The organism is Streptomyces longispororuber (assembly GCF_024448165.1).
Classification (GTDB): domain Bacteria; phylum Actinomycetota; class Actinomycetes; order Streptomycetales; family Streptomycetaceae; genus Streptomyces; species Streptomyces longispororuber_A.
The window spans coordinates 10500-34609 of sequence record NZ_JAMOLN010000107.1 but is presented as its reverse complement, the minus strand read 5'-3'; the positions used below and the strand labels follow the sequence as shown (position 1 = coordinate 34609).

Genomic DNA, 24110 nt, shown 5'->3' with positions numbered 1-24110 from the left:
CAGGTCGGCGAGGTCGGCGGGGGTCGGGTCGGCGAGGGGTGCGCGGACCGGGCCGACGGGGCGGCCGCGCAGCCGGGCCGCGGCCTTGACGAGCGAGACGCCGTACCCGGGCACGCGGTCGCGGAGCTCGACGAACGGGACGTAGAACTCGCGCAGCAGCCGGTCCACCCGCGCTCCGTCCCCGTCCCGCAGGGCGGCGAGGAAGGCGGCGGCGATCTCGGGCGCGAAGGCGTGCACGGCCGAGGAGTAGGCGGGGACGCCGACGGCGCTGTACGCGCGGGCCTGGATCTCGGCGGTGGCGGCTCCATTGAAGAAGAGGAAGCCGTCGGGCGCGGCGAGGGTGAGGCGCTGCAGTCGGTCGAGGTCGCTGTGCCCGTCCTTGAGGCCGATGACGTTCGGCAGGGCGGCGACGCGCCGGAACGCGTCGAGGGAGAAGGCGACCTGGTCGCGCTGGTAGACGATCAGCGGGAGCCGGGTGCGGGCCGCGATCTGCTCGACCTGGGCGACGAGTCCGCTCTGCGGGCCGCGCACGAGGTAGTGCGGGAGGACGAGCAGGGCGTCCGCGCCGGCCTCCTCCGCGATCCGGGCGAAGCGGGCCGCCTGCGCCCAGCCGTAGCCGACGCCCGCGACGACGGGCACCCGGCCCGCGGTCTCCTCGACGGCGGCGGTGACGACCTGCCGGTACTCGTCCTCGTCGAGCGAGAAGAACTCACCGGTGCCGCAGGCCGGGAAGACCGCACCGGGCCCGGTCGCCACCTGCGCGGCGACGTACTCGCGGAACCCGTCGAGGTCGAGCGAGCCGTCGGCGCCGAAACTCGTCAGCGGGAAGGAGAGGACGCCGCGCGCCATGCCGTCCCGCAACCGGGCGACGACGTCGCCGTCGCCACCTGCTGTCTCCGTACGTAGATGCCATCCACACATGTAGATGGAGATTAGGTACGCGAACGGGGGCCGTCAATGGCCTTGCGGCGCCCGGCTTACGATCGGCGCATGCCAGAGCAGGAACAGCAAGGTCGCGGCGTCCGCGAGGTCAAGTCGGCGGCGCGCACCGTCGAGCTGCTCGACGTCCTCGCCGCCCGCGGCGACCGCCCGGCCCGCCTCCAGGAGCTCGCCGACGAGCTGGCCGTGCCGCGCAGTTCCATGTACGCGCTGCTGCAGACGCTCATCGCGCGCGGCTGGGTCCGCACGGACGTCACCGGCTCCCTGTACGGCATCGGCATCCACGCCCTGCTCACCGGCACCAGCTACTTGGACACGGACCCGCACGTGCGCACCGCGCGTCCCTACCTCGACGAGGCGTCCGAGGCGCTCGGCGAGACGATCCACCTGGGCCGCCTCGACGGCTTCGACGTGGCGTACCTGGCGACCCGGGAGTCGCACGAGTACCTGCGCACCATCAGCCGGGTCGGCCGCCGGCTGCCCGCGCACATCGGCGCGCTCGGCAAGGCGCTGCTCGCGGAACGGCCCGCGGAGTACCTGCCGCCCGGCCCGTACGACCGGGCCACCGAGAACTCGCACAGCACCCGCGAGTCGCTCGCCGCCGACCTGGAGCGGATCCGCGCCCGCGGCCACTCGGTCGACCGCGAGGAGGGCGTCCCCGGCATCGTCGGCTTCGGCTTCGCCCTGCGCTACGCCGCTCCCGCGCACGACGCCATCAGCTGCTCGGTGCCGGTCGCACGGCTGACGCCGGAGCACGAGGAGCGGATCGTGGCGGTCATGCGGGAGATCCGCTCGAAGATCGAGACGGCCGCCCTCCGGGGCACCTCGGGCACCCCCAACTGGCGCTAGCGGCCCGGCCGAAGCGCTCTCGACTACCCGGGCGAACCCCACCCAAACCAAATGTGTCTCAGGTCACAGGGCCCCGCCTTTTATGGGGCCCTTTCGGCTTGATACAAATTGGCCGCGCCCCAACGTCCCCGGTTCGGTCCCGTTCGCAAAGACGTCGCGCTCCAACTCCCCTTTTCCTTACCACCCCCTTGCCCAAAACAGCGGCGCAGCCGTGTCCGGGCAGGGGGTCCGTCTACAGGACTGCCCGTGTCTTCGCGCGCTCCCCGGCCCGCACTCCCCGCGCTCATAGCCCTCTTCACGGCCGGCTATCTCGCTGCCTACCTGCTGCCCACGGTCGTCGGCCGGCTCGCCGACAGCCTGCATCTCTCTCCCACCCAGGCCGGTCTCATGGGCAGCACCCTGCTGCTGAGCTCGGCCACCGCGGGCTTCACACTCGCGGCCCGCGTCGACCGGATCGGCGCCCGCCGCGCCGCCCGCGCCGGACTCCTCCTCGCCGCCGTCGGTTACGGCACCGCGGCGCTCTCCGGCACCGTCCCCCTGGTCGTCGCGGGTGCGATGATCGGCGGCTTCGGCTCGGGCACCGCGACGGCCGTCGCGGCCACCGGGATCGCCGCCCAGAAGGACCCGCACCGCGCCTCGACGCTCGGCCTGCTGAGCGTCTCCGCGCTCGCCGGCGCCCTGTACCTGACCATTCCGCGGATCAGCGACGGCCACGGCCTGCCGTTCGCCGCCCTCGCCCTCACCGCGCTCGCCGTGTGGCCCGCCACGAACCGGCTCGCCGACCCCGCCACCCCGGACAACAGCGCGGCCCCGGCACCCAGGTCCCCGCTCCCGTACGCCCGCTCGGGGATGCTGCTGGCGGCGGTCATCGTCTGCTGGTCGATGGCGCAGAACTCGCTGTGGGGCGTCAGCAGCCGCATCGGCACCGACCAGGCGGGCCTCACCGAGGTCGCGGTCGGCTCGGTGTTCGCCATCGCGCTCGGCGCCGGACTGCTCGGCGTGATCGGCGCGGGCGCGCTCGGCGCCCGGATCGGCCGCGCGATGCCCATCGGCGTCGGTACGGCGGCCATCGCGTGCTGCATCGCGGTCAGCGCCCGCGCGGACGACCTGGGCACCTTCGCGACCGGCGAGATCGCCTGGAACACCCTCTACCCCGTGGTGCTCTCCTACCTGCTGGGCCTGGCCGCCTCGCTCGACCCGCGCGGCCGCTGGGCGGTCCTCGTCGGCTCGGCGTCCTCGCTCGGCACGGCGTGCGGACCGCTGGTGGGCAGCGCCCTGTCCCAGTCGGTCGGCTTCCCCACGATGGGCGCGGCGCTCGCCGCGGCGCTGCTCCTGCTGGCGGTGCCGCTGACCGCGGTGGCCCTGCACACGGGTGGCCGCCCGCTGTTCGCGGGTGCGGCCCGGCGCCGCAGCGGCGCCCCGGTCGGCGCGTTCGTGCCGCCGTCCGGTCTGCCGGAGCAGCCGGTGGTGGAGATCGAGGTGCCCGCCGTCGTGGCCGAGGCCGGACCGGAGCCGGTCCAGGGCGAGTTCACGACAGCGGGCCCGTCCGGGGCTCAGCCCGAGATGTCGTCGAACTCGTACGCGTCGACCTCGGCGATGTAGCGCGCCCGGCGCGCCTCCTCCTCGTCGCTGCCGTCCAGGAACGACGCCACGAACGAGTTGCGGGCCAGCTCCCGCAGCCGTTCGTGGTCGAGGCCGAGCGCCTCGTGGACGGCGTGGAAGGTGTCGCCGACGTAGCCGCCGAAGTAGGCCGGGTCGTCGGAGTTCACGGTGCACAGCAGGCCCGCGTCCATCATCTTCACCAGCGGGTGCTGCTCCAGGACGTCGATGGCGCGCAACCGGACGTTCGACAGCGGGCACAGGGTGAGCGGGATCCGGTCCCGCACCAGGCGGGCCACCAGCTCCGGGTCCTCCAGGGACCGCAGCCCGTGGTCGACGCGCTCGACGCCGAGCAGGTCCAGGGCCTCCCACACGTACGACGGGTCGCCCTCCTCGCCCGCGTGCGCGACCTTGCGCAGGCCGAGCGCGCCCGCGGCCTCGTACACCGCGCGGAACTTCGAGGCGGGGTTGCCCACCTCGGCCGAGTCGAGCCCGACCCCGACGATCTTGTCGAGGTACGGCTCGGCGGCCTCCAGGGTCTCCATCGCCGACTCGGCGGACTGGTCGCGCAGGAAGCACATGATGAGCTTCGTGGAGACGCCGTGCCGCTCCTCGCTGCGTTCGAGGGCGCGCGCGAGGCCCTCGACGACGGTCCCCATCTCCACGCCGCGCGCCATGTGCGCCTGCGGGTCGAAGAAGATCTCGGCGTGCCGCACGCCCTGCTCGGCGGCGCGCGCCAGATAGGCGTCGGCGAGCGACTCGAAGTCGTCCTCGGTGATCAGGACGGCCATCAGGGAGTAGTACAGGTCGAGGAAGGACTGCAGGTCGGCGAAGAGGTACGCCTTCCGCAGCGCCTCGGTGTCGGCGTACGGCAGGGTGATGCCGTTGCGGGCGGCGAGCTCGAAGGCCAGCTCGGGTTCGAGGGTGCCTTCGATGTGCAGGTGCAGCTCGGCCTTGGGGATGCGGGCGAGTCGTTCGAGGTGGGGTGCGGCGTGTGATGCGAGGGACATCCGTGCATCGTACGCACGGATGCCGCCCCGCGATCTCACCCGCGCCTGGGCACCGGTACGCGATCCAGGTCGCGGGCGACCGTCAGCTCCCCGGTGAACCCGGCGGCCCGCGCCTGCCGGGCGAATTCTCCCCCGGACTCCGTCCGGGAGGGGCCCCCTGGGTCGGCGTAGCGCTGGCTGAAGTGCGTGAGGACGAGATGCCGCACGTTGCCGTCGCGCGCGACACGGGCAGCCTGACCAGCCGTCAAATGCCCATGATCGGAAGCGAGTCGGCGATCCTCGTCCAGGAAGGTCGATTCGATGACGAGCAGATCGCACCCGTCGGCGAGCTCGGTGACGCCCTCGCACAGCCGGGTGTCCATGACGAACGCGACGCGCTGCCCGCGCCGCACCTCGCTGACGTCGTCGAGGGTGACGCCGCCGAGGCTCCCCTCCCGCTGCAGGCGTCCCACGTCCGGCCCCGCGATCCCGTGCGCGGCGAGCCGCTCCGGCAGCATGCGGCGCCCGTCGGGTTCGACGAGCCGGTAGCCGTAGGACTCCACCGGGTGGGAGAGACGGCGTGCCTCCAGCCGGTACGAGGCCGTCTCCGCGAGCACCCCGCCCTCCCCGCTCACCGGTTCCTCGGCGATGTCCACGGTCTCCCGGTACGCGGTGGCGTACCGCAGCCGGTCGAAGAACCGCTGCCCGGACGCCGGGTAGTGGGCGGTCACCGGGTGCGGGACCCGGTCGAGGTTGATCCGCTGGATCACACCGGCCAGACCGAGGCTGTGATCACCGTGGAAGTGGGTGACGCAGATCCGGTTCAGGTCGTGCGCGGCGACGCCGGCCCGCAGCATCTGCCGCTGGGTGCCCTCGCCGGGGTCGAAGAGGATGCCCTCGCTGTCCCAGCGCAGCAGGTAGCCGTTGTGGTTGCGGTGCCGGGTCGGGACCTGGCTGGCGGTGCCGAGGACGACGAATTCACGTACGGACACGGTGCGTGGTGATCCCGGCCGCTATCCGGGGGGCCACTGCAGGCCGCGGCCGCCGAGGACGTGGGCGTGCGCGTGGAAGACGGTCTGGCCGGCGCCGCTGCCCGTGTTGAACACGAGCCGGTAGCTGTCCAGCTTCTCCTCCTTGGCCACCTCGCCGGCCTCGCGCAGCACGTCGGCGGCGATCGCCGGTTCGGCGGCGGCGAGGGAGGCGGCGTCCGGGTGGTGGACGCGCGGGATGACCAGGATGTGGGTCGGGGCCTGCGGGTTGATGTCGCGGAAGGCGACGGTGGTCTCTGTCTCGCGGACGAGGGTGGCGGGGACGTCCCCCGCGACGATCTTGCAGAACAGGCAGTCCGCCTGCGGTTCCCCGGACACGTTGCGGTCTCCTTCGCGCGCTGGAATCAGTACGGCGGCATGGTATCGATCAGCCCCACTGGGGCGGGCGCCACCGTCTGCCCGCTTCTGTTTCGTGGGCCTCTGCGGATGCGCGACCCGCCCCCAGCGGACCGTCAACCCGCGGAACCCCGTGGCAGCGGTGGAGCCGATTTCGGTGGGGTGTCCGCGAGTGCGGCCAGCGCGATGCGGACGGCCTCGTCGAGTTGGGGATCACGCCCGGCCGCGACGTCCTGCGGAGCGGCCACCACTTCCACGTCCGGGTCCACCCCGTGGTTCTCCAGACCCCACCCGTAACCCTCCATCCACGTCGCATACTTCGGCTGCGTCACCAGCGTCCCGTCCACCAGCCGGTACCGGCTGTCGATCCCGATGACGCCGCCCCACGTACGGACCCCCACCACGGGCCCGATCCCGAGCGCCTTGATCGCCGCGTTCACGATGTCCCCGTCGGACCCGGAGAACTCGTTGGCGACGGCCACGACGGGCCCGCGCGGGGCGTCCATCGGGTACGAGAACGGGCGGCTGCCGCGCGGCAGGTCCCAGCCCACGACGCGCCGCGCCAGCTTCTCCACGACGAGCTGCGACGTGTGCCCGCCCCGGTTCTCGCGGACGTCCACGACGAGCCCCTCGCGGGCGACCTCGACGCTCAGATCACGATGGATCTGCGCCCACCCGGGCGCCTGCATGTCGGGCACGTGGAGGTAGCCGAGCCGCCCGCCGGACTGCTCGTGGACGTACGCCCGCCGGTCCGCCACCCACGCGTGGTAGCGGAGCGGTTCCTCGTCCGCCACGGGCACGACGACGACGTGCCGCGGATCGCCCCCGCCGGCCGGCGACACGGTCAGCTCGACCGGCTTGTCCGCCGTGCCGACGAGCAGCGGCCCCGGTCCGGCCACCGGGTCGACGGGCCGCCCGCCCACCGCCAGGATCGCGTCCCCGGCGCGCACGGCGACCCCGGGCGCGGCGAGCGGGGACCGGGCACGCGGGTCGGACGTCTCGGACGGCAGCACCTGGTCGATCCGCCAACTGCCGTCCTCGTGGCGGGAGACGTCGGCCCCGAGGAGCCCCTGCCTGCGGGACCCGGAGCCGCCCCCGCCGCGCGGGACGACGTACGCGTGCGAGGTGCCCAGCTCCCCCTGCACCTCCCACAGCAGGTCGACGAGGTCGTCATGGGTCGCCACCCGCTCCAGGACCGGCCGGTACCGGTCGAGGACCCCGGCCCAGTCGACCCCGTTCATGTCCGCGCGCCAGAAGTTGTCCCGCATGAGGCGCCCGGCCTCCTCGTACATCTGCCGCCACTCGGCCACCGGGTCGACGGTCTGGCCGATCCGCGTCAGGTCGACGGTGATGTTCGTGTCGCTGTCCTCGTCGTGCGAGGGCCGCCGGTCGCTCGGCACGACCTTGAGCACCTCGCCGGTCCACAGCAGGACGCGCTTGCCGTCGCCGGTGACCTCGAAGTGGTCGGCGTCGGAGCCGATGTCCTCGATGCGCTGCTGGGCCAGGTCGTAGCGCTCCAGGCGGGTCTTCGGGTCCGGGTCGTTGCGGCTGGCCCGGGAGTCACCGAGCACGCCGCGCACCGGGTGCCGCAGCCACAGCACGCCGTCCTTCGCGGTGCGCAGCGTCGAATAGCGGGCGGCCTCGACGGGGAACGGCACGATCCGGTCGACGAGCCCCTCCAGATCGACCCTGGTGGCGGGCGCGCCCTCGCTGTCGGGCGTCTCGTCCTTGTCGACGGCCTCGAAGGGCCGCCCGTGCCGCTGCGGTCCGAACGGGGACGGGGTGGTCGCCGCGAGCGTGATCAGGTGCGGCCGGGAGCCGCCCACGAACGCGAGGTCGAAGGCGTGCTCGTCGTAGACCGGGTCGAAGGAGCGCGCCGACAGGAACGCCAGGTGCTTGCCGTCGAGCGTGAACGCGGGCGCGTAGTCCCGGAAGCGGAGCGGCGTCGCCTCGGTGACAGCGAGGTCGGCGGCGTTGGCGAGCTTGAGCTGACGCAGGCCGTGCGGGCCGGGATGCGACCAGGCGAGCCACGCCGAGTCGGGCGAGAAGGCGAGCCCGGAGGCGTGCCCGTCCTCGCTGCGGTCCACTTCCCGTACGTCACCGCTGTCGCGCTCGACGAGCAGGACCCGGCCGTCGTGCGCGGCCACGGCGACCCGGCCGCCGTCCGGCGCGACGGTCAGGCCGAGGACCCGGCCGAGCCGGCCACCGCCGAGCCTGCGCGGCGTCGCCCCCGGTCCGGCGCCGGTGGCGGGCACGAACTCCAGGGCGTCGTCGCCCTCGGCGTCCGTCACCCACACCACGTGCTCCTCGCCGTCGACGCGGAAGGTGTGCGGGAGCCGGGCCCGTACGCCCTGCTCGGCGGCGAGCGCGCGGGCGGGCCCGGACCGGTGGGTCACCCAGTGCACGGCGCCGCGCACGGCGACGGCGCTGCCGCGTCCGGTGTGGTCGGGCGACGCGGCCCCGAACCAGCGGGCCGCGTCGACCGGCCGCGGCTGCAGATCGGCCCGCTGCCCGCCGAGCCGCACGTCGAGCGCCCGGGGTTCGGCGTCGCCGGTCAGGTCGTCGACCAGCCACAGACGCCCGGCGCTCGCGTACACGACGCGCGTGCCGTCGGTGGCCGCCTGCCGGGCGTAGAAGCCGTCGACGGGGGTGTGCCGGCGCAGCTCCGAGCCGTCCGGCAGGGACGAGTACACGGCCCCCACGCCCTCGTGGTCGGAGAGGAACGCGACGCGCTCCCCCACCCACATCGGGGTCTCCACGTTCCCGTCGAGGTCCGCGTGCAGCCGGACGAACTCGCCCGCGCCCTCCCGGTCGATCCACAGCTTGCCCGCGGTGCCGCCCCGGTACCGCTTCCACCAGGCGGCCTCGCGCCCCATCGGCGCGGACAGCAGCAGCACTTCGGACCCCGGCCCGTACGCGACGCCGCCCACGGGCCCGTACGGCAGGGTCTCGGCGGGTCCGCCGTCCAGCGGTACGGCCCGTGCCCAGCTGCGGCGCGACGAGGCCTGGCCGTGCGTGCTGACGGCGAGCACCCGCCCGTCGGGGGTCCAGCCGCGCACGGACGTGGTCCAACTCCCCCAGTACGTGAGGCGTTCGGAGGGTCCGCCGTCGACCGGGGCGACGTGGACCTCGGGGGCGCCGTCGCGTCGGGACGTCCACGCGACGGTCGTGCCGTCCGGGGAGACGCGGGGGTGGCTGACGGGCATGTTGTCGGCGCTGACCCGCCAGGCGCGGCCGCCGTCGAGGGGTGCGGCCCAGACGTCGTCCTCGGCGGTGAAGACCACCAACTCGCCGTGCAGGTGCGGGAACCGGAGGTACGCAGGATTCGTCACCCCGCCCACCCTAAATTTCCGCTGCGCCCCTCGTCAGCCCGTCAGATCACTTTCCCTGCGGGCAGGAGCAGCTGGGCTCGGTCGGCCACACGGTGACGGTCTCGGTGACGGTGCGGGTGGTGCCGGGCTGCGGCTCGTGCTGCGACGGGGTCTCCTGGGGCGGCTTGCTCTCCTCGGGCGGCTTGCTCTCCTCGGGCGGCTGCGAAGTGGCGCCCGTCTCCGCGCAGTTGCCGAGCACGGACAGCCGGAACCAGACCTTGCCCTCGATCCGCGCGATGAACGTCCCGCGCACGCAGTGGCCGGAGACGACGCCGTTGGCCCACCCGTCGACGGTGATGTCCTCGCCCTTCTTCGTCCTGCCGGTGCAGTTGACCTGCACCTCGCTCGGCGCCGAACTCCCTTGCGTGCCACCGCTCTTGTACGCACCGGTGCAGCTGAGCCAGGCCACGTCGGCGTGCTGCCGGTTCAGTTCCTGGGTGGCCTCCTGGTCGGTGGTGGCGGCGACGGTGGTGACGTTCAGATCCCCGTCGACCGGCTGGCACGCGACGGCTCCCCCGACGACGGCGGCGACGACGCCCACCGCGGCCAGGGCCCGCTTATGCCGTAATCGGGCTCCTATACGCCTCAATGCCCCCATGAGCGGCAGGATGCCAGCCAGGGTCCCCGAGCGGTAGAGCAGTTGCGGACACGACGCGGAGGGCGGCACCGGACAGCCGCTGCCGTCCGCGGCAGGCCGCCGCGGGCAACTGCCGTCTACAGTGCCGTCATGGTGACCAGACGCAGGATCCGCCGCCTCGTGGTGGACGGCACCGAGTACGGCTGGTCCTTCGGGCACCGCCACGACCGCGTGCTCGGCTACCCGGGCTGCGCCAGCAAGGTGACGCTCTGGCGGCCCGGTTCCCGGGCGCGGCTGCGCCTGGTGTTCCGGCCGGGTGAGGGCCGGATCATCGCCGACGACTACTTCGACCGGGGCGCGACGGTCCGGATGCCGGGCCAGGTCTACCTCAACCTCTACGAGCCGGGCACGGTACGGGCGTTGCTGGACGAGGCGCTGGCCCGCGGCCTGTTCCCGACCACGGAGCGCACGGTGGAGGTCGACGCCTGGCCGCTCTTCGACGCGGTGGCCCCGCCGCCCGCCGGCTAGCCGCGCAGCAGCAGCCACTCCTGGAGTTCGACGAGATTGCCCTCGGGGTCCTTGAGGTGGGCGACGCGCATCCGCTCCGTCATGGGCGCGGGCCCGTGCACGAGCACACCGCCGCGCTCGGTGACGCCCTCGCAGTAGGCGTCCAGATCGTCGACCCGCAGCACGACGAGCGACCGGTGCCCGCTCGCCGGCTCCCCGACCTCGCCCAGCACCTCGGCCATCATGGCCCGGTCCTGCAGGGCGATCCCGGCGGACCCTCCGGGTGGCGCGAACTTCTCGTAGGGTCCGCGCTCCGCACCGGACTGCGGCTTGAGCCCCAGCACATCGGCGTAGAACCGATAACAGGCCCCGAAGTCACTGACGAGCAACCGCACCTGGGCGAGTTCCATGACGCCATTTTACGGCGGGGCCCGAGGGAAGGCAGCGGCGAAGCCGCAGGCCCCGCCCCGCCGACACCCCGTGACGGCGCGACCGCGCAGCGGCTACCCCCAGCGCCCGGTCCGCCCCAGCAGCAACGCCACCGCGGCCGTCCCGGCGGTGGACGTCCGCAGCACGCTGCGGCCGAGCCGGAGCGGCAGCGCTCCCGCCTCGCCGAACACCGCCAGCTCCTCCGGCGACACCCCGCCCTCCGGCCCCACGACGAGCACGATCGACCCGTCGGCCGGCAGCGGCACCGAGGCCAGCGCCCCGCTCGGACAGTCCCGGTCCTCGTGCAGCACCGCGGCGAAGTCCGCTCCGGCGAGCAGCGCGGCGACCTCCTTGGTCGACGCGGCGTCCGCGACCTCCGGGAAACGGACCCGGCGCGACTGCTTGCCGGCCTCGCGCGCGGTGGCCCGCCACTTCCCCAGCGCCTTGAGGCCCCGCTCGCCCCGCCACTGCGTGATGCACCGCGAGGCGGACCACGGCACGATCGCGTCGACGCCGGTCTCGGTCATGGTCTCCACGGCGAGTTCGCCCCGGTCGCCCTTGGGCAGCGCCTGCACGACGGTGATCCGCGGCCGCGCCTCGTCCTCCACCCGCACCGGGCCGACGTCGACGAGCAGCCGGTCCTTGCCCTCGCTCCCGGCGACGACGCCCTCGGTCCACGCGCCGAGCCCGTCGGTCAGCACCACGGCCTCCCCGGCCCGCAGCCGCTTCACGGAGACGGCGTGCCGCCCCTCGGGCCCGTCGAGGACGTACGTACGGTCGCCGGGCACGGGGCCGTCGACGACGAACACCGGCGCCGTCACGCGGCACCCCGCTGCCCCAACGCGCCCTTGGCGGCGTCGAGTTCGGCGGCGAGCACCTCGACGAGCTGGCCGGCGGGCAGCTCCCGGGCGAGCCGGTGCCCCTGCCCCGCCCACAGGGCCATGCCCTGCGGGTCCCCGGCCTTCGCCGCGGCCTTCCGCAGCGGCGAGGTGACGTGGTGGATCTCCGGGTAGGCGGCGGGCGCGTACGGCCCGTGCTCGCGCAGGAACCGGTTGACGAGGCCGCGTGCGGGCCGCCCGGAGAAGGCCCGGGTCAGCTCGGTGCGGGTGAACAGCGGGTCGGTCATGGCGCGCTTGTGCAGCGCGGGCGCGCCGGACTCCGGGGTGACCAGGAACGCGGTGCCGAGCTGGGCGACGTCGGCCCCGGCGGCGAGCACGGCGGCGATCTGCGCGCCGCGCATGATGCCGCCCGCCGCGATGATCGGGATCTGCACCGCTTCCTTGACCTGGGAGATCAGTGCGAGCAGGCCGAGCCCGCCACCGTCGGTCTCGGGGTTGTCGCGGTGCGTGCCCTGGTGTCCGCCGGCCTCGATGCCCTGGACGCACACGGCGTCGGCGCCCGCCCGCTGCGCGGCCTGCGCCTCGTCGACCGTGGTCACGGTGACCGCGGTGAGGGTGCCGACGCGCTGCAGCGCCTGCAGCACCTCGCGGGTCGGGCAGCCGAACGTGAAGGTGACCAGCGGCACCGGGTCGTCGACGAGGATGGCGAGCTTGGCGTCGTAGCCGTCGTCGCGGCCGCTGTCGGGGTCGCCGAGCTGGGTCTGGTACCAGGTGGCCTCGCCGGCGAGCTGGTGCCGGTAGACGTCGACCGCGGCGGGATCGGCGTACTCGGGCTGCGGCATGAACAGATTGACGCCGAAGGGCCGCCCGGTCAGCCCCCGCACCTGCTTGATCTCCTGGTACATGCCGTCGGCGGTCTTGTACCCGGCGGCGAGGAACCCGAGCCCGCCCGCCTCGGAGACGGCGGCCACGAGCACGGGACAGGATGCGCCGCCCGCCATGGGGGCCTGCACGATCGGATAGTGGCAGAGATCGGTCAGTGCGGAGGACATGCCCGCATCGTGCCACGTCCTGATCGCACCACCGAATCGACCCTTCCGCTCTCCCCGGACCACACGAAGCCGCGCCCTGAGACGTACGAAGCCGCGCCCTGGGACGTACGAAGCCGCGCCCTGGGGGCGCACGGAGTGCGCCTTCAGGGGCGCGGGGAACTGCGCGAGCAACCCCCACGACCCGCACCCGGCACCCTCATCAGGAGGCACCCTCGAACCCGCAATAAAACGGGGCCCGGGGGATGACCCCCGGGCCCCGCCACCAACAGGCTCACCGCCCGTTAAACGCATCCTTCAACCGCGAGAACAACCCCTGCTGCCCGGGCTGGAACTGCCCGGTCGGCCGCTCCTCACCCCGCAACTTCGCCAACTCCCGCAACAGCCGCTCCTGCTCGGGATCGAGCTTCTGCGGCGTCATCACCTCGACGTGCACGATCAGGTCGCCCCGGCCGCCACCCCGCAGATGCGTGACACCGCGCCCGTGCAGCGGCACCGACTGACCGGACTGCGTGCCCGGCCGGATGTCGATCTCCTCAAGGCCGTCGAGCGTCTCCAGCGGCACCTTCGTGCCGAGGGCCGCCGCCGTCATCGGGATGGTGACCGTGCAGTGCAGGTCGTCGCCGCGCCGCTGGAACGTCGGGTGCGGCAGCTCGTGGATCTCCACGTACAGGTCGCCGGCGGGACCGCCGCCGGGGCCGACCTCGCCCTCGCCCGCGAGCTGGATCCGCGTCCCGTTGTCCACGCCCGCCGGGATCTTCACCGTCAGCGTGCGCCGCGACCGGATGCGGCCGTCGCCGGCGCACTCCGGGCACGGGGTGGGCACGACGGTGCCGAACCCCTGGCACTGCGGGCACGGCCGCGAGGTCATGACCTGGCCGAGGAAGGACCGCGTGACCTGCGAGACCTCACCGCGACCGCGACACATGTCACAGGTCTGCGCGGAGGTGCCGGGCGCGGCGCCCTCACCGCTGCAGGTCGTACAGACCACGGCGGTGTCGACCTGGATGTCCTTGGTGGTGCCGAAGGCCGCCTCGTCGAGCTCGACCTCCAGACGGATCATGGCGTCCTGGCCGCGGCGGGTGCGCGAGCGCGGCCCGCGCTGCGACGCCGTGCCGAAGAACGCGTCCATGATGTCCGAGAAGTTCCCGAACCCGCCCTGCCCGAAGCCACCGGCCCCGCCGCCGGCCTGCGACAGGGGGTCGCCCCCGAGGTCGTAGACCTGCTTCTTCTGCGGGTCGGAGAGCACCTCGTAGGCGGCGTTGATCTCCTTGAAGCGCTCCTGAGTCTTCGGGTCCGGATTCACATCCGGGTGAAGCTCACGCGCCAGCCTCCGGAAGGCCTTCTTGATCTCGTCCTGGGAAGCGTCGCGGCGCACGCCGAGTACGGCGTAGTAGTCCGTGGCCACTTACGACTCCGCCAGGATCTGTCCGACGTAACGTGCCACTGCGCGTACTGCTCCCATCGTTCCCGGGTAATCCATGCGTGTCGGTCCGACGACACCCAGCTTGGCGACTGCCTCGCCGCCCGAACCGTAGCCGACCGACACCACGGACGTGGAGTTGAGTCCCTCATGGGCGTTCTCGTGACCGATCCGTACGGCCATGCCCGAATCCCCCACCTCACCAAGCAACTTGAGGAGCACGACCTGCTCCTCAAGTGCTTCGAGGACAGGACGGATGGTGAGGGGAAAGTCATGTCCGAAGCGGGTGAGATTGGCGGTGCCGCCGATCATCAGCCGTTCCTCGGACTCCTCGACGAGCGTCTCCAGCAGGGTGGAGAGCACCGTCGAGACCGTGCCGCGGTCCTCCGCCTCGAAGGCCTCCGGCAGGTCCTGCACCAGCTGCGGTACGTCGGCGAACCGGCGGCCCGCGACCCGGCTGTTGAGCCGGGCCCGCAGATCCGCGAGAGACGTTTCGCCGAACGGCGCCGGGCAGTCGACCATCCGCTGCTCCACGCGTCCGGTGTCCGTGATCAGCACGAGCATCAGACGCGCGGGCGCGAGCGAGAGCAGCTCGACGTGGCGCACCGTGGACCGGGTCAGCGACGGGTACTGGACGATCGCGACCTGCCGCGTCAGCTGCGCGAGCAGCCGCACGGTCCGGCCGACGACGTCGTCCAGGTCGACGGCGCCCTCCAGGAAGTTCTGGACGGCGCGCCGCTCCGGCGCGGTCATCGGCTTCACGTTCGTGAGCTTGTCGACGAAGAGGCGGTACCCCTTGTCCGTGGGGATGCGCCCGGCACTGGTGTGCGGCTGGGCGATGTACCCCTCGTCCTCCAGGGCGGCCATGTCGTTGCGCACGGTCGCCGGCGAGACGCCCAGGCTGTGCCGCTCGGTCAGCGCCTTGGAGCCGACCGGCTCCTCGGTGCCGACGTAGTCCTGGACGATGGCGCGCAGCACCTCGAGCCTGCGTTCACTGAGCATCCGCGCACACCTCCAGCTCCTGCCTCTGCGGTCTCCTGCGGTTCGTCTGGCACTCGCCGACGGGGAGTGCCAATGGTCCCCGGCTCAGTGTACGGCCGGTGGGTACGGCCCCGGCAAGGGCGCTAGCGTCGGGCTCATGGAACGTATCGACTGGGCAGGGACGGGTTGGGAGGAACTGGCTCCGAACGTGGGGCGGATCCGGCTGCCCGGCTGGGACTGCACGACCGGGCTTGTGGTGGGGGACGGCGCGGCGCTGCTGATCGACACCGGATCCTCACTCCGTGAAGGCGCCCGGCTGCGCGCGGACACCCGGCGCCTGCTGGGAGCACACGCAAGGGTGACGCACGTCGCTCTGACCCACCCGCACTTCGACCACGTCCTCGGCACGGCGGCGTTCGCCGGCGTCGAGGTGTACGGGGCCGTGGGCATCGACGCCGTGTTCGCGCACGGCAGCGAGGAGATCTGCGCCACCGCCGTGCGGCACGGCATCGACCCGGAGCGGGCGGCCGAGGCCACCGACCTGCTGGTCACCCCGCACCACCGGGTGTGCGGCGAGTGGACGCTCGACCTGGGCGGCGGCCTGCAGGTGCTGCTCGCGAACCTGGGCCCCGCGCACAGCGGCCACGATCTGGTGGTCCTGGTCCCGGGCCGGCCGGAGATCGTCTTCTGCGGCGACCTGGTGGAGGAGTCGGGCGAACCGCAGGCGGGTTCGGACGCGGCGCCGCGGCGCTGGCCGGCCGCGCTCGACCGGCTCCTGTCGCTCGGCGGCGAGGACGCGGTCTACGTGCCGGGGCACGGTTCGGTGGTGAATGCGGAGTTCGTCCGTGCGCAGCGCGCCACACTGGCGGCGCTTTCCGGCGTGTCGTAGCCCTGGCCTGCGTACTCCTCCTATCGTCGGCCGAATGCGCCCACCCGTCTCCCGCCACCACCCCTCCGAGGGCCCTTCGGGCCCGCAGCGTCGTCTGTACTCAGCCGATCTGACCCCTCCCTGGAAGCGGAACAAGCCCGCCCCGGAGGTCCCCGCCGAGCACGACCTCGTCGTGGAGGAGGTCACGACGGGCTTCTGCGGCGCGGTCGTGCGCGTCGAGAAGTCGGCGCAGGGGCCGACCGTGACCCTGGAGGACCGCTTCGGCAAGCACCGGGTGTTCCCGATGGAGCCGCGCGGGTTCCTCCTGGAGGGCAAGGTCGTCACGCTCGTCCGGCCCACGGGAGCGGCGCCGGTGCGCCCCACGCGCACCGCGTCCGGCTCGGTGGCGGTGCCGGGCGCCCGCGCCCGGGTGGCCAGGGCGGGCCGGATCTACGTGGAGGGCAAGCACGACGCCGAGCTCATCGAGCGGGTCTGGGGCGACGACCTGCGCATCGAGGGCGTGGCCGTGGAGTTCCTGGAGGGCGTGGACGACCTCCCGGCGATCGTGGCGGAGTTCGCGCCGGGCCCCGACGCGCGCCTCGGCGTCCTCGTCGACCACCTGGTGCCCGGCACCAAGGAGTGGAAGATCGCCCGGTCGGTGACGAGCGAGCACGCGCTGATCGTGGGCCACCCGTACATCGACATCTGGGAGGCGGTGAAGCCGTCGTCGGTGGGCATCGACGCCTGGCCCCGCGTCCCGCACGGCCAGGACTGGAAGACGGGCGTGTGCCGGGCGCTGGGCTGGCGCGTGGCGCACACCGGTGAGGCGTGGCAGCACATCCTGTCGCGGGTCCGCTCGTACAAGGACCTGGAGCCCGAACTCCTGGGCCGCGTCGAGGAGTTGATCGACTTCGTCACGGCCCCGGCCCCGTAGATCCGCCTCGCCCGCGGCACGGGGCGAGCGCCACGACCGGCGCCCGCCCCAATACGGCCTCAGTCCACCAGGTCCCGCACGACCCCGTCCGCCAGCAGCCGCCCGCGCAGGGTCAGCACGGCCCGCCCCGCCGCGAAGGGCCCGCCCTCCAGCAGCCCGTCCGCCAGCGCCTTGCGCGCCGCCGCCAGCCCGGCCGGCTTCAGCAACGACAACGGGCAGCCGTCCTTCAGCCGCAGCTCCAGCAGGATCCGCTCGACCCGCCGGTCCTCGTCGGCGAGCACCTCACGCCCGGCCCCGGGCGACCGCCCCTCCGCGAGGGCCGCCGCGTACGCCCCGGGGTGCTTCACGTTCCACCACCGCACCCCGCCCACGTGCGAGTGCGCGCCCGGCCCGGCCCCCCACCAGTCGGCCCCGCGCCAGTACAGTTCGTTGTGCAGGCAGCGGGCGGCCTCGGACGTGGCCCAGTTCGACACCTCGTACCAGTCGAACCCGGCCGCGGCGAAGACCTCGTCGGCGATCAGATAGCGGTCGGCGTGCACGTCGTCGTCGGTCATCGGCACCTCGCCCCGACGGATCCGCCGCGCGAGCTGCGTGCCCTCCTCGACGATCAGGGCGTACGCGCTGACGTGGTCGGGCCCGGCGCCGATCGCCGCGTCCAGCGAGGCCCGCCAGTCGTCGTCCGTCTCCCCCGGCGTGCCGTAGATCAGGTCCAGGTTCACGTGCTCGAACCCGGCGGCCCTGGCCTCCGCGACGCACGCCTCGGGCCGGCCGGGCGTGTGCGTGCGGTCGAGCACCTTCAGGACGTGCTGCCGGGCGCTCTGCATCCCGAACGACACCCGGTTGAAACCGCCGGCCCGCAGCTCCGCCAGATACGCCGGGTCGACGGACTCCGGATTGGCCTCGGTGGTCACCTCGGCGTCGTCCGCGAGCCCGAACTCGTCCCGGATCGCCCGCAGCATCCGGACGAGGTCGGCGGCGGGCAGCAGCGTCGGCGTGCCGCCGCCGACGAAGACGGTGCGCACCGGGCGAGGGTCGTCGCCGAGCACCTTCCGGGCGAGCCTGATCTCGTCGGCCAGGGTGTCCGCGTAGTTGTCGCGGGAGGCGAGCACGCCTCCGCTGCCGCGCAGCTCGGTCGCCGTGTACGTGTTGAAGTCGCAGTACCCGCAGCGCGTGGCGCAGTACGGGACGTGCAGGTAGAAGCCGAGGGGGCGGTCGCCGGCCGCGGCGAGCGCGGAGGCCGGGAGCGAGCCGTCGTCGGGCACGGGCTCACCGTCGGGAAGTGCGGAAGGCATGCCCCCATTGTCCCGCCTCCGGCGAACCCGCCGCGCCGGTCACTCCGCCTGCAGCACGAGCAGCGCCAGATCGTCGTCCGGCGGGCTGTCCGCGAAGGCGTGCACCAGGCGCCGGATGCGCTCCGCGAGCAGCGGCGCGGTGAGTCCCGCGCACCCGGCGAGGGCCTGCGCGAGGCCGTCGCCGTCGTCGAACTGGTGGTGCCCCGAGCGGCGCTCGGTCACCCCGTCGGTGACGCAGAGCAGGGTGTCGCCGGTGCGCAGCTCGAAGGTCTCGCTGGTGTAGTCCGGGTCGTCGACGACGCCGAGCAGCACCTGCGGCGCGGCCGCCGCCACGACCTCGCCGCCCGGCCGCATCAGCAGCGGCAGCGGATGCCCGGCGGACGCCAGCGTGCAGCACACCCCGGCCCCGCCCCCGTCCCCGTCCCCGTCGTCATAGGGCGTCAGCTCGCCGTAGAGGAGCGACAGGAAGCGGGAGCTGGAACCTTCCGGCGGAACGCCCTGACCGCCCGCCGCGGCGATCGCCCGGGCCGCGGCGTCGGCGGCTTCGGTCGCGTCGTCGAGCAGCAGCCGGTTGAGCCGGTCGAGGACCTGGGCGACCGGGTAGCCCTCACGGGCCAGGAGGCGCAGCCAGGGCCGGGCGAGGCCGATGACGACGGCCGCCTCCGGGCCCTTGCCCTGTACGTCGCCGAGGGCGAAGCACCAGCGTCCGTCGCCCGCGGGGAACACGTCGTAGAAGTCGCCGCCGGGGCCGCCCGCCTCCTTCGGCTCGTAGACGAGGGCGGTCTTCATGCCGGGGATCTCGGCGATGGAGGTGGGCAGCAGACCGCGCTGCAGGATGCGGCTGATGGTGGCCTGCCGGGTGAAGCGGCGGGCCGCGCTCACCGCCAGGGCGACGCGGCGGCTGAAGTCCTCGACGAGCCCGGTGACCTCGTCGGGGAACCGGACGAGACCGGTCCGCCCGATGAGCAGGATGCCGAGGGTGCGGCCGCCCGCGGACAGCCGGTAGGCGAGCGCGGCGCCGGAGTCCTCCAGGCCGGCGCCGCCCTGCGCCTCGAAGGGCCAGGGCACCGGGAAGGCGGCGGAGCGCACGGAGTCGGGCAGCCGCGGCGGCTCCTTCTCCAGGATCCGGCGGAGGTCCTCGATGCGGTTCTCGTGGGTGTGCCAGACCCGGGCGAGGCGCGGCGCCTGCACCGGGCCCTCGGTGCCGCGCGGATCGTGGTCGAAGGCGCCCGGGAGGCCGCGGCCCTCCTCGTCGTAGAACCAGACCGCGCACCAGTCGGCGAGCCGCGGGACGAGGAGCTGGCCGACGAGGGCGGCGACCATGTCCTCGTCGAGCTGGCCGGCGAGCAGGTCGGACGCCTCGGCGAGGAAGGAGAGCGCGCCGCGGTTGATCCAGTCCCGGTCCTGGGGCGCGCGTCTGGGCACCGGCGCGAGCAGTTCGGCGGCGCGCGGGCCGCGCTGCAGGGCGCGCGCCCCCGGCTGCGCTCCGTCCTCGGCGACGGCGTCGGCCGCGGGTCCGGAGGCGTCGGCGGGCAGGCGGGCCCAGACCGTCTTGGTGCCGGGGCGGTACGTGATGCCCCACGAATCGGCGAGGGACGCGACGAGTTGGAGGCCGCGGCCGTACTCGGGGGTCTCGGGGGTCTCGGGGGTGCGCTGGGCCCGGTCGTTGCGGACGGCGCGCGCCGGGTGGTGGTCGGTGACCTCGACGACGAGACCGGCGGGCGTGCCGTCGGGGGCGGCCTCCTCCATGCGGCAGAGCAGCTCGACACTGGTGCCGGCGTGCACGACGGCGTTCGTGACGAGTTCGCTGAGCACGACGACGGCGTCGTCGGTGAGCCGGTCGCAGAGCGTGGCGGCGACGGGCAGCTCCAGTTCGGTCCACTCGGCGAACGCGGCCCTGACGAAGCGCCGGGCGGCGGCCGGGGCCAGCGGGTTTCCGGGCAGCGACGTGCGGGCCACGACCGGTCCCCCGTGCGGGTGGTCCGGCAGTTCCCCGGCGCGGGAGGTGGTCTCCCGCTGAATAGGAATGGACCCCACGGTTCGGCTCCTGAGCAGTTCGGGCATTTACGCCTCAGGCGACATGGACAGAGTGACAGACTGACCACGCCCATAAGCATCGAGTTACCGAAGTGGGCCGCTATGAGTGAGAACAGTGCTATGCGTGTGCCTCAGGACGGGCTCGAGGGCGATGACACCATCCGCCCGGCCGACCTCCGACCGCTCCTCGCCGCGATGACGGCTGCCCGCGACGGGAACTTCACCCACGTCACCGACACGTCGGACGGACTGCTGGGCGAGCTCGGCGCGGTCTTCAACCAGTTGATCGACCGCAACACCCATTACAGCGGGGAACTGACGCGGGTCCGCCGGGAGATCGTCCGGCACGGCCGTCTCGACGAGAGACTCGAGGCGAGTCCCGGCCAGGGCGCGTGGGCCACCCGCATCAACGACGTGAACACCATCATCGGCGCCCTGGTCGCCCCGGCGGCCAACGCCACTCGCGTGCTGGACGCGGTGGCGGGCGGCGATCTGACGCAGCGCGTCGACCTGCACGACGGCAACCGCCAGCTCCGGGGAGACCTGCGCAGGCTGGGGCGCGCGGTCAACAAGATGGTGGACCAGCTCTCGCTGTTCACCGGCGAGGTCACCCGGGTGGCCCGCGAGGTCGGCACCGAGGGCCGGCTCGGCGGCCGCGCCAAGGCGCAGGGCCTGTCGGGCAGTTGGCGTGACGTGACCGAGGCGGTCAACACGATGGCGTCGCGCCTGACCGCGCAGGTGCGGGACATCGCGCTCGTCACGACGGCGGTGGCGCGGGGCGACCTGACCCGTACGGTCACGATCGAGGCGACGGGCGAGCTGCTTGAGCTGAAGCTGACCGTGAACACGATGGTCGACCAGCTCTCCGCGTTCGCCGACGAGGTGACCCGCGTGGCCCGCGAGGTCGGCACCGAGGGCCAGCTGGGCGGCCGCGCCCAGGTCCGCGGCGTCTCCGGCGTCTGGAAGGACCTCACCGACAACGTCAACTTCATGGCGGACAACCTCACCTCCCAGGTCCGCAACATCGCGCTCGTGTCGACGGCGGTGGCGCAGGGCGACCTCGGCAAGAAGATCACGGTCGAGGCGAAGGGCGAGATCCTCGAACTCAAGTCGACGATCAACACGATGGTCGACCAGCTCTCCGCGTTCGCCGACGAGGTCACGCGCGTGGCCCGCGAGGTCGGCACCGAGGGCAACCTCGGCGGCCAGGCGCAGGTCCGCGGCGTCGCCGGCGTGTGGAACGACCTCACGGCGAACGTGAACTTCATGGCGTCGAACCTGACGTCGCAGGTGCGCAACATCGCGCAGGTGACGACGGCGGTGGCGCAGGGCGACCTGTCCAAGAAGATCTCGGTCGACGCGCGCGGCGAGATCCTGGAGCTGAAGGACACCGTCAACACGATGGTGGAGCAGCTGCGGGGCTTCGCCGACGAGGTGACCCGCGTGGCCCGCGAGGTGGGCACCGACGGCCGCCTCGGCGGGCGTGCAACCGTGCACGGCGTGTCGGGCGTCTGGAAGGACCTGACCGACAACGTCAACTACATGGCGGACAACCTGACTTCCCAAGTGCGCAACATCGCGCAGGTCGCCACCGCGGTGGCCCAGGGCGACCTGTCCAAGAAGATCGACGTCGACGCGCGCGGCGAGATCCTCGAACTGAAGACGACGATCAACACGATGGTCGACACGCTCTCCTCGTTCTCCTCCGAGGTGACGCGTGTGGCCCGCGAGGTGGGTTCCGAGGGTCAACTCGGCGGCCAGGCCCGGGTCGAGGGCGTGTACGGCACGTGGAAGCGCCTGACGACGAACGTGAACGAGCTGGCGTCGAACCTGACCACACAGGTCCGCGCCATCGCCGAGGTGGCCTCCGCGGTGACCTCGGGCGACATGTCCCGCTCCATCACGGTGGAGACGCAGGGCGAGGTCGCGGAGCTGAAGGACAACATCAACCTGATGGTGGCCAACCTCCGCGAGACGACCCGCGCGAAGGACTGGCTGGAGTCGAACCTGGCCCGCCTCGCGGCGCTCATGCAGGGCCACCGCGACCTGATGGAGGTCGCCGACCTGATCCTGCGCGAGCTGACGCCGCTGGTGAACGCCCAGTACGGGGCCTTCTTCCTCGCCGAGCCCGACGAGGACGACACCCCGATCCGGACGGCCATCCCGACCAAGGGACTCGCGTACATCGCGGGCTACGGCTCGGCGGCGGCCCTCGTCGTCGACACCGGCGGGATGCCGGTCCACGGACTGGTGCGGCAGGCGGCCCTGGAGAAGAAGCGCATCCTGGTGGAGGAGGCCCCGCCGGACTACATCAAGATCAACAGTGGTCTCGGCGAAGCCGCGCCGGCCTCCGTCGTCATCATCCCGATCCTCTTCGAGGACAAGCTCCTCGGCGTCATCGAGCTGGCGTCGTTCTCCCGCTTCTCCGACGTCCACCTGGCGTTCTTCGACCAGTTCGTCAACACGATCGGCGTCGCGATCAACACCATCATCGCCAACTCCCGTACGGAGTCCCTGCTCGGCGAGTCGCAGCGCCTGGCGACGCAGTTGCAGGAACGATCGGACGAACTCCAGCGCCAGCAGGCGGAGTTGCAGCGGTCGAACGCCGAACTGGAGGAGAAGGCCGCCCTGTTGGCGACCTCGTCCCAGTACAAGTCGGAGTTCCTGGCGAACATGTCGCACGAGCTGCGCACCCCGCTCAACTCGCTGCTCATCCTGGCCCGGCTGCTCTCCGACAACCCGGACGGGCACCTGAACGACCAGGAGGTCCAGTTCGCGACGACGATCCACCGCTCGGGCTCGGACCTGCTCCAGCTGATCAACGACATCCTGGACCTGTCGAAGATCGAGGCCGGCCGGATGGACGTCCGGCCCAAGAAGCTCCCCCTCATCAAGCTCCTCGACTACGTCCACGCGACGTTCCGGCCCATCACCCTCGACCGCGGTCTCGCCTTCGAGGTGTCGGTCGGCGAGGACGTGCCGCGCGAGGTGTTCTCGGACGAGCAGCGCCTCCAGCAGATCCTGCGCAACCTCCTGTCGAACGCGATCAAGTTCACCGCGAACGGCAAGGTCGAGCTGCGGGTCAAGCGGATCAAGGACCCGGAGCACCAGTTCGTGCGCGAGACCGACGACCTGATCGCGTTCGCCGTCTCCGACACGGGCATCGGCATCGCCCGCGACAAACTCCCGGTGATCTTCGAGGCGTTCCAGCAGGCCGACGGCACCACCAACCGCAAGTACGGCGGCACGGGCCTCGGCCTGTCCATCAGCCGGGAGATCGCGGGTCTGCTCGGCGGCCGCATCGTCGCCGAGAGCGAGCCGGGCGAGGGCTCCACGTTCACGCTGTACGTCCCCGTGGTCTACCCCGGCCACGAGCAGGCGCCGGACGCGGCGGACGCCGTGCGGCTGCCGGACCAGGCGCCCCTCCTCCCGGCACAGCAGGACCAGTCCCCGGACTCGTACACGATCCATGAGCAGGAGGACAACTGGCCGACGCCGACGAAGCTGGAGCAGTGGAAGACGGGCCTCGCGGGAGAGGTGCTGCCGGGCCGCCGCGTCCTGATCGTCGACGACGACATCCGCAACGTGTTCGCCCTCACGCACGTACTGGGCCGGGTCGGCATGCCCGTCCTGTACGCGGAGAACGGGCGGGAGGGCATCGAGACGCTGGACCGCAGTCCGGACATCGAGCTCGTCCTGATGGACATCATGATGCCGGAGATGGACGGGTACGAGACCATCTCCGTCATCCGCAAGACGCCGCGCTGGGCCGGGCTGCCCATCGTGGCGCTCACCGCGAAGGCGATGCCGGGCGACCGCGAGAAGTCGATCGCCAAGGGCGCCAACGACTACGTGCCGAAGCCGGTGGACGTCGACCAGCTGCTGACCGTGGTCTGCGATCTGCTGGCCCCCTCGGCCGCGGCGACGCCCGAGGACGACGACGTCACCACCGACGACGTCACCGCCGAGGGCGAATCCGCCGAATCGGGACCACGGGAGAACAAGGGAGAACCCGTCGCCCCACCGACGATCGAGTGAGGCA

The 24110-nt window shown here is 72.8% G+C and carries 19 protein-coding genes; 6 read left to right on the top strand and 13 right to left on the bottom strand.

The genetic code is table 11. The features are described from left to right. Positions 1-921: 5-dehydro-4-deoxyglucarate dehydratase (locus tag M4J07_RS27235; RefSeq protein WP_255975734.1), on the bottom strand; the 921-nt coding region annotated here is incomplete at its 3' end. 69 nt (positions 922-990) lie between these two features. Here M4J07_RS27235 and M4J07_RS27230 point away from each other — a divergent pair. Both M4J07_RS27230 and M4J07_RS27225 read left to right on the top strand, forming a co-directional pair. Next, a complete protein-coding gene (locus M4J07_RS27230; protein ID WP_255975732.1) occupies positions 991-1788 on the top strand; it encodes an IclR family transcriptional regulator in 798 nt (265 codons plus the stop codon). A gap of 246 nt (positions 1789-2034) precedes the next feature. After that, positions 2035-3390, top strand: a complete 1356-nt coding sequence (locus M4J07_RS27225) for an MFS transporter (RefSeq protein WP_255975730.1) — start codon at positions 2035-2037, stop codon at positions 3388-3390. On the opposite strand, the gene M4J07_RS27220 is transcribed toward M4J07_RS27225, so the two are convergent. The 5 genes from M4J07_RS27220 to M4J07_RS27200 all read right to left on the bottom strand — a co-directional run bounded on the left by M4J07_RS27220 (position 3342) and on the right by M4J07_RS27200 (position 9730). After that, on the bottom strand, positions 3342-4397 hold the full coding sequence (locus M4J07_RS27220) for an adenosine deaminase (protein WP_255975728.1): 1056 nt from the start codon (positions 4395-4397) through the stop codon (positions 3342-3344). The two genes, M4J07_RS27225 and M4J07_RS27220, sit on opposite strands and share 49 nt — an antisense overlap. A gap of 35 nt (positions 4398-4432) precedes the next feature. Further along, positions 4433-5368: a ribonuclease Z gene (locus M4J07_RS27215; RefSeq protein ID WP_255975726.1), complete on the bottom strand. Its 936-nt coding sequence runs from the start codon at positions 5366-5368 to the stop codon at positions 4433-4435. 21 nt (positions 5369-5389) lie between these two features. Then, positions 5390-5743 (bottom strand): histidine triad nucleotide-binding protein, encoded by a 354-nt coding sequence (locus M4J07_RS27210; protein WP_255975724.1) that lies wholly within the window; start codon positions 5741-5743, stop codon positions 5390-5392. A gap of 134 nt (positions 5744-5877) precedes the next feature. Continuing rightward, positions 5878-9093: a S41 family peptidase gene (locus tag M4J07_RS27205; protein ID WP_255975722.1), complete on the bottom strand. Its 3216-nt coding sequence runs from the start codon at positions 9091-9093 to the stop codon at positions 5878-5880. Between the two features lie 46 nt (positions 9094-9139). Further along, complete coding sequence (locus M4J07_RS27200; RefSeq protein ID WP_255975720.1) at positions 9140-9730, bottom strand: hypothetical protein; 591 nt, start codon at positions 9728-9730, stop codon at positions 9140-9142. A 129-nt stretch (positions 9731-9859) separates the two neighbouring features. Here M4J07_RS27200 and M4J07_RS27195 point away from each other — a divergent pair, with 129 nt between their 5' ends. Continuing rightward, the gene (locus M4J07_RS27195; protein ID WP_255975718.1) at positions 9860-10237 is read left to right on the top strand and encodes a hypothetical protein; all 378 of its coding nucleotides are present in this window, start codon (positions 9860-9862) and stop codon (positions 10235-10237) included. Here the strand turns inward: M4J07_RS27195 and M4J07_RS27190 are convergent. The 5 genes from M4J07_RS27190 to hrcA all read right to left on the bottom strand — a co-directional run bounded on the left by M4J07_RS27190 (position 10234) and on the right by hrcA (position 14958). Further along, the gene (locus M4J07_RS27190; protein ID WP_255975716.1) at positions 10234-10626 is read right to left on the bottom strand and encodes a VOC family protein; all 393 of its coding nucleotides are present in this window, start codon (positions 10624-10626) and stop codon (positions 10234-10236) included. The two genes, M4J07_RS27195 and M4J07_RS27190, sit on opposite strands and share 4 nt — an antisense overlap. Positions 10627-10719: 93 nt before the next feature. After that, positions 10720-11466, bottom strand: coding sequence for a 16S rRNA (uracil(1498)-N(3))-methyltransferase (locus tag M4J07_RS27185; protein WP_255975714.1), 747 nt, complete (start codon positions 11464-11466; stop codon positions 10720-10722). Then, a complete protein-coding gene (locus tag M4J07_RS27180) occupies positions 11463-12536 on the bottom strand; it encodes a nitronate monooxygenase (protein WP_255975712.1) in 1074 nt (357 codons plus the stop codon). The genes M4J07_RS27185 and M4J07_RS27180 overlap by 4 nt, the downstream gene beginning before the upstream one ends. A gap of 271 nt (positions 12537-12807) precedes the next feature. Then, complete coding sequence (gene dnaJ, locus M4J07_RS27175; protein WP_255975710.1) at positions 12808-13941, bottom strand: molecular chaperone DnaJ; 1134 nt, start codon at positions 13939-13941, stop codon at positions 12808-12810. After that, the gene (hrcA, locus tag M4J07_RS27170; protein WP_255975708.1) at positions 13942-14958 is read right to left on the bottom strand and encodes a heat-inducible transcriptional repressor HrcA; all 1017 of its coding nucleotides are present in this window, start codon (positions 14956-14958) and stop codon (positions 13942-13944) included. 136 nt (positions 14959-15094) lie between these two features. Between hrcA and M4J07_RS27165 the strand changes: the two genes are divergently transcribed. Both M4J07_RS27165 and M4J07_RS27160 read left to right on the top strand, forming a co-directional pair. Next, positions 15095-15826, top strand: coding sequence for an MBL fold metallo-hydrolase (locus tag M4J07_RS27165; protein ID WP_255975706.1), 732 nt, complete (start codon positions 15095-15097; stop codon positions 15824-15826). 34 nt (positions 15827-15860) lie between these two features. Beyond that, on the top strand, positions 15861-16739 hold the full coding sequence (locus tag M4J07_RS27160; RefSeq protein ID WP_255975704.1) for a DUF3097 domain-containing protein: 879 nt from the start codon (positions 15861-15863) through the stop codon (positions 16737-16739). A 59-nt stretch (positions 16740-16798) separates the two neighbouring features. On the opposite strand, the gene hemW is transcribed toward M4J07_RS27160, so the two are convergent. Together hemW and M4J07_RS27150 are read right to left on the bottom strand one after the other, a co-directional pair. Continuing rightward, entirely contained in the window at positions 16799-18031 is a 1233-nt protein-coding gene (gene hemW, locus M4J07_RS27155; RefSeq protein ID WP_255975702.1) for a radical SAM family heme chaperone HemW, read from the bottom strand. A 39-nt stretch (positions 18032-18070) separates the two neighbouring features. Next, positions 18071-20068, bottom strand: coding sequence for a SpoIIE family protein phosphatase (locus tag M4J07_RS27150; protein ID WP_255975700.1), 1998 nt, complete (start codon positions 20066-20068; stop codon positions 18071-18073). Positions 20069-20263: 195 nt separating this feature from the next. On the opposite strand from M4J07_RS27150, the gene M4J07_RS27145 reads away from it, so the two are divergent. Further along, the gene (locus M4J07_RS27145) at positions 20264-24106 is read left to right on the top strand and encodes a HAMP domain-containing protein (RefSeq protein ID WP_255975738.1); all 3843 of its coding nucleotides are present in this window, start codon (positions 20264-20266) and stop codon (positions 24104-24106) included. The last annotated feature ends 4 nt before the right edge of the window (positions 24107-24110 follow it).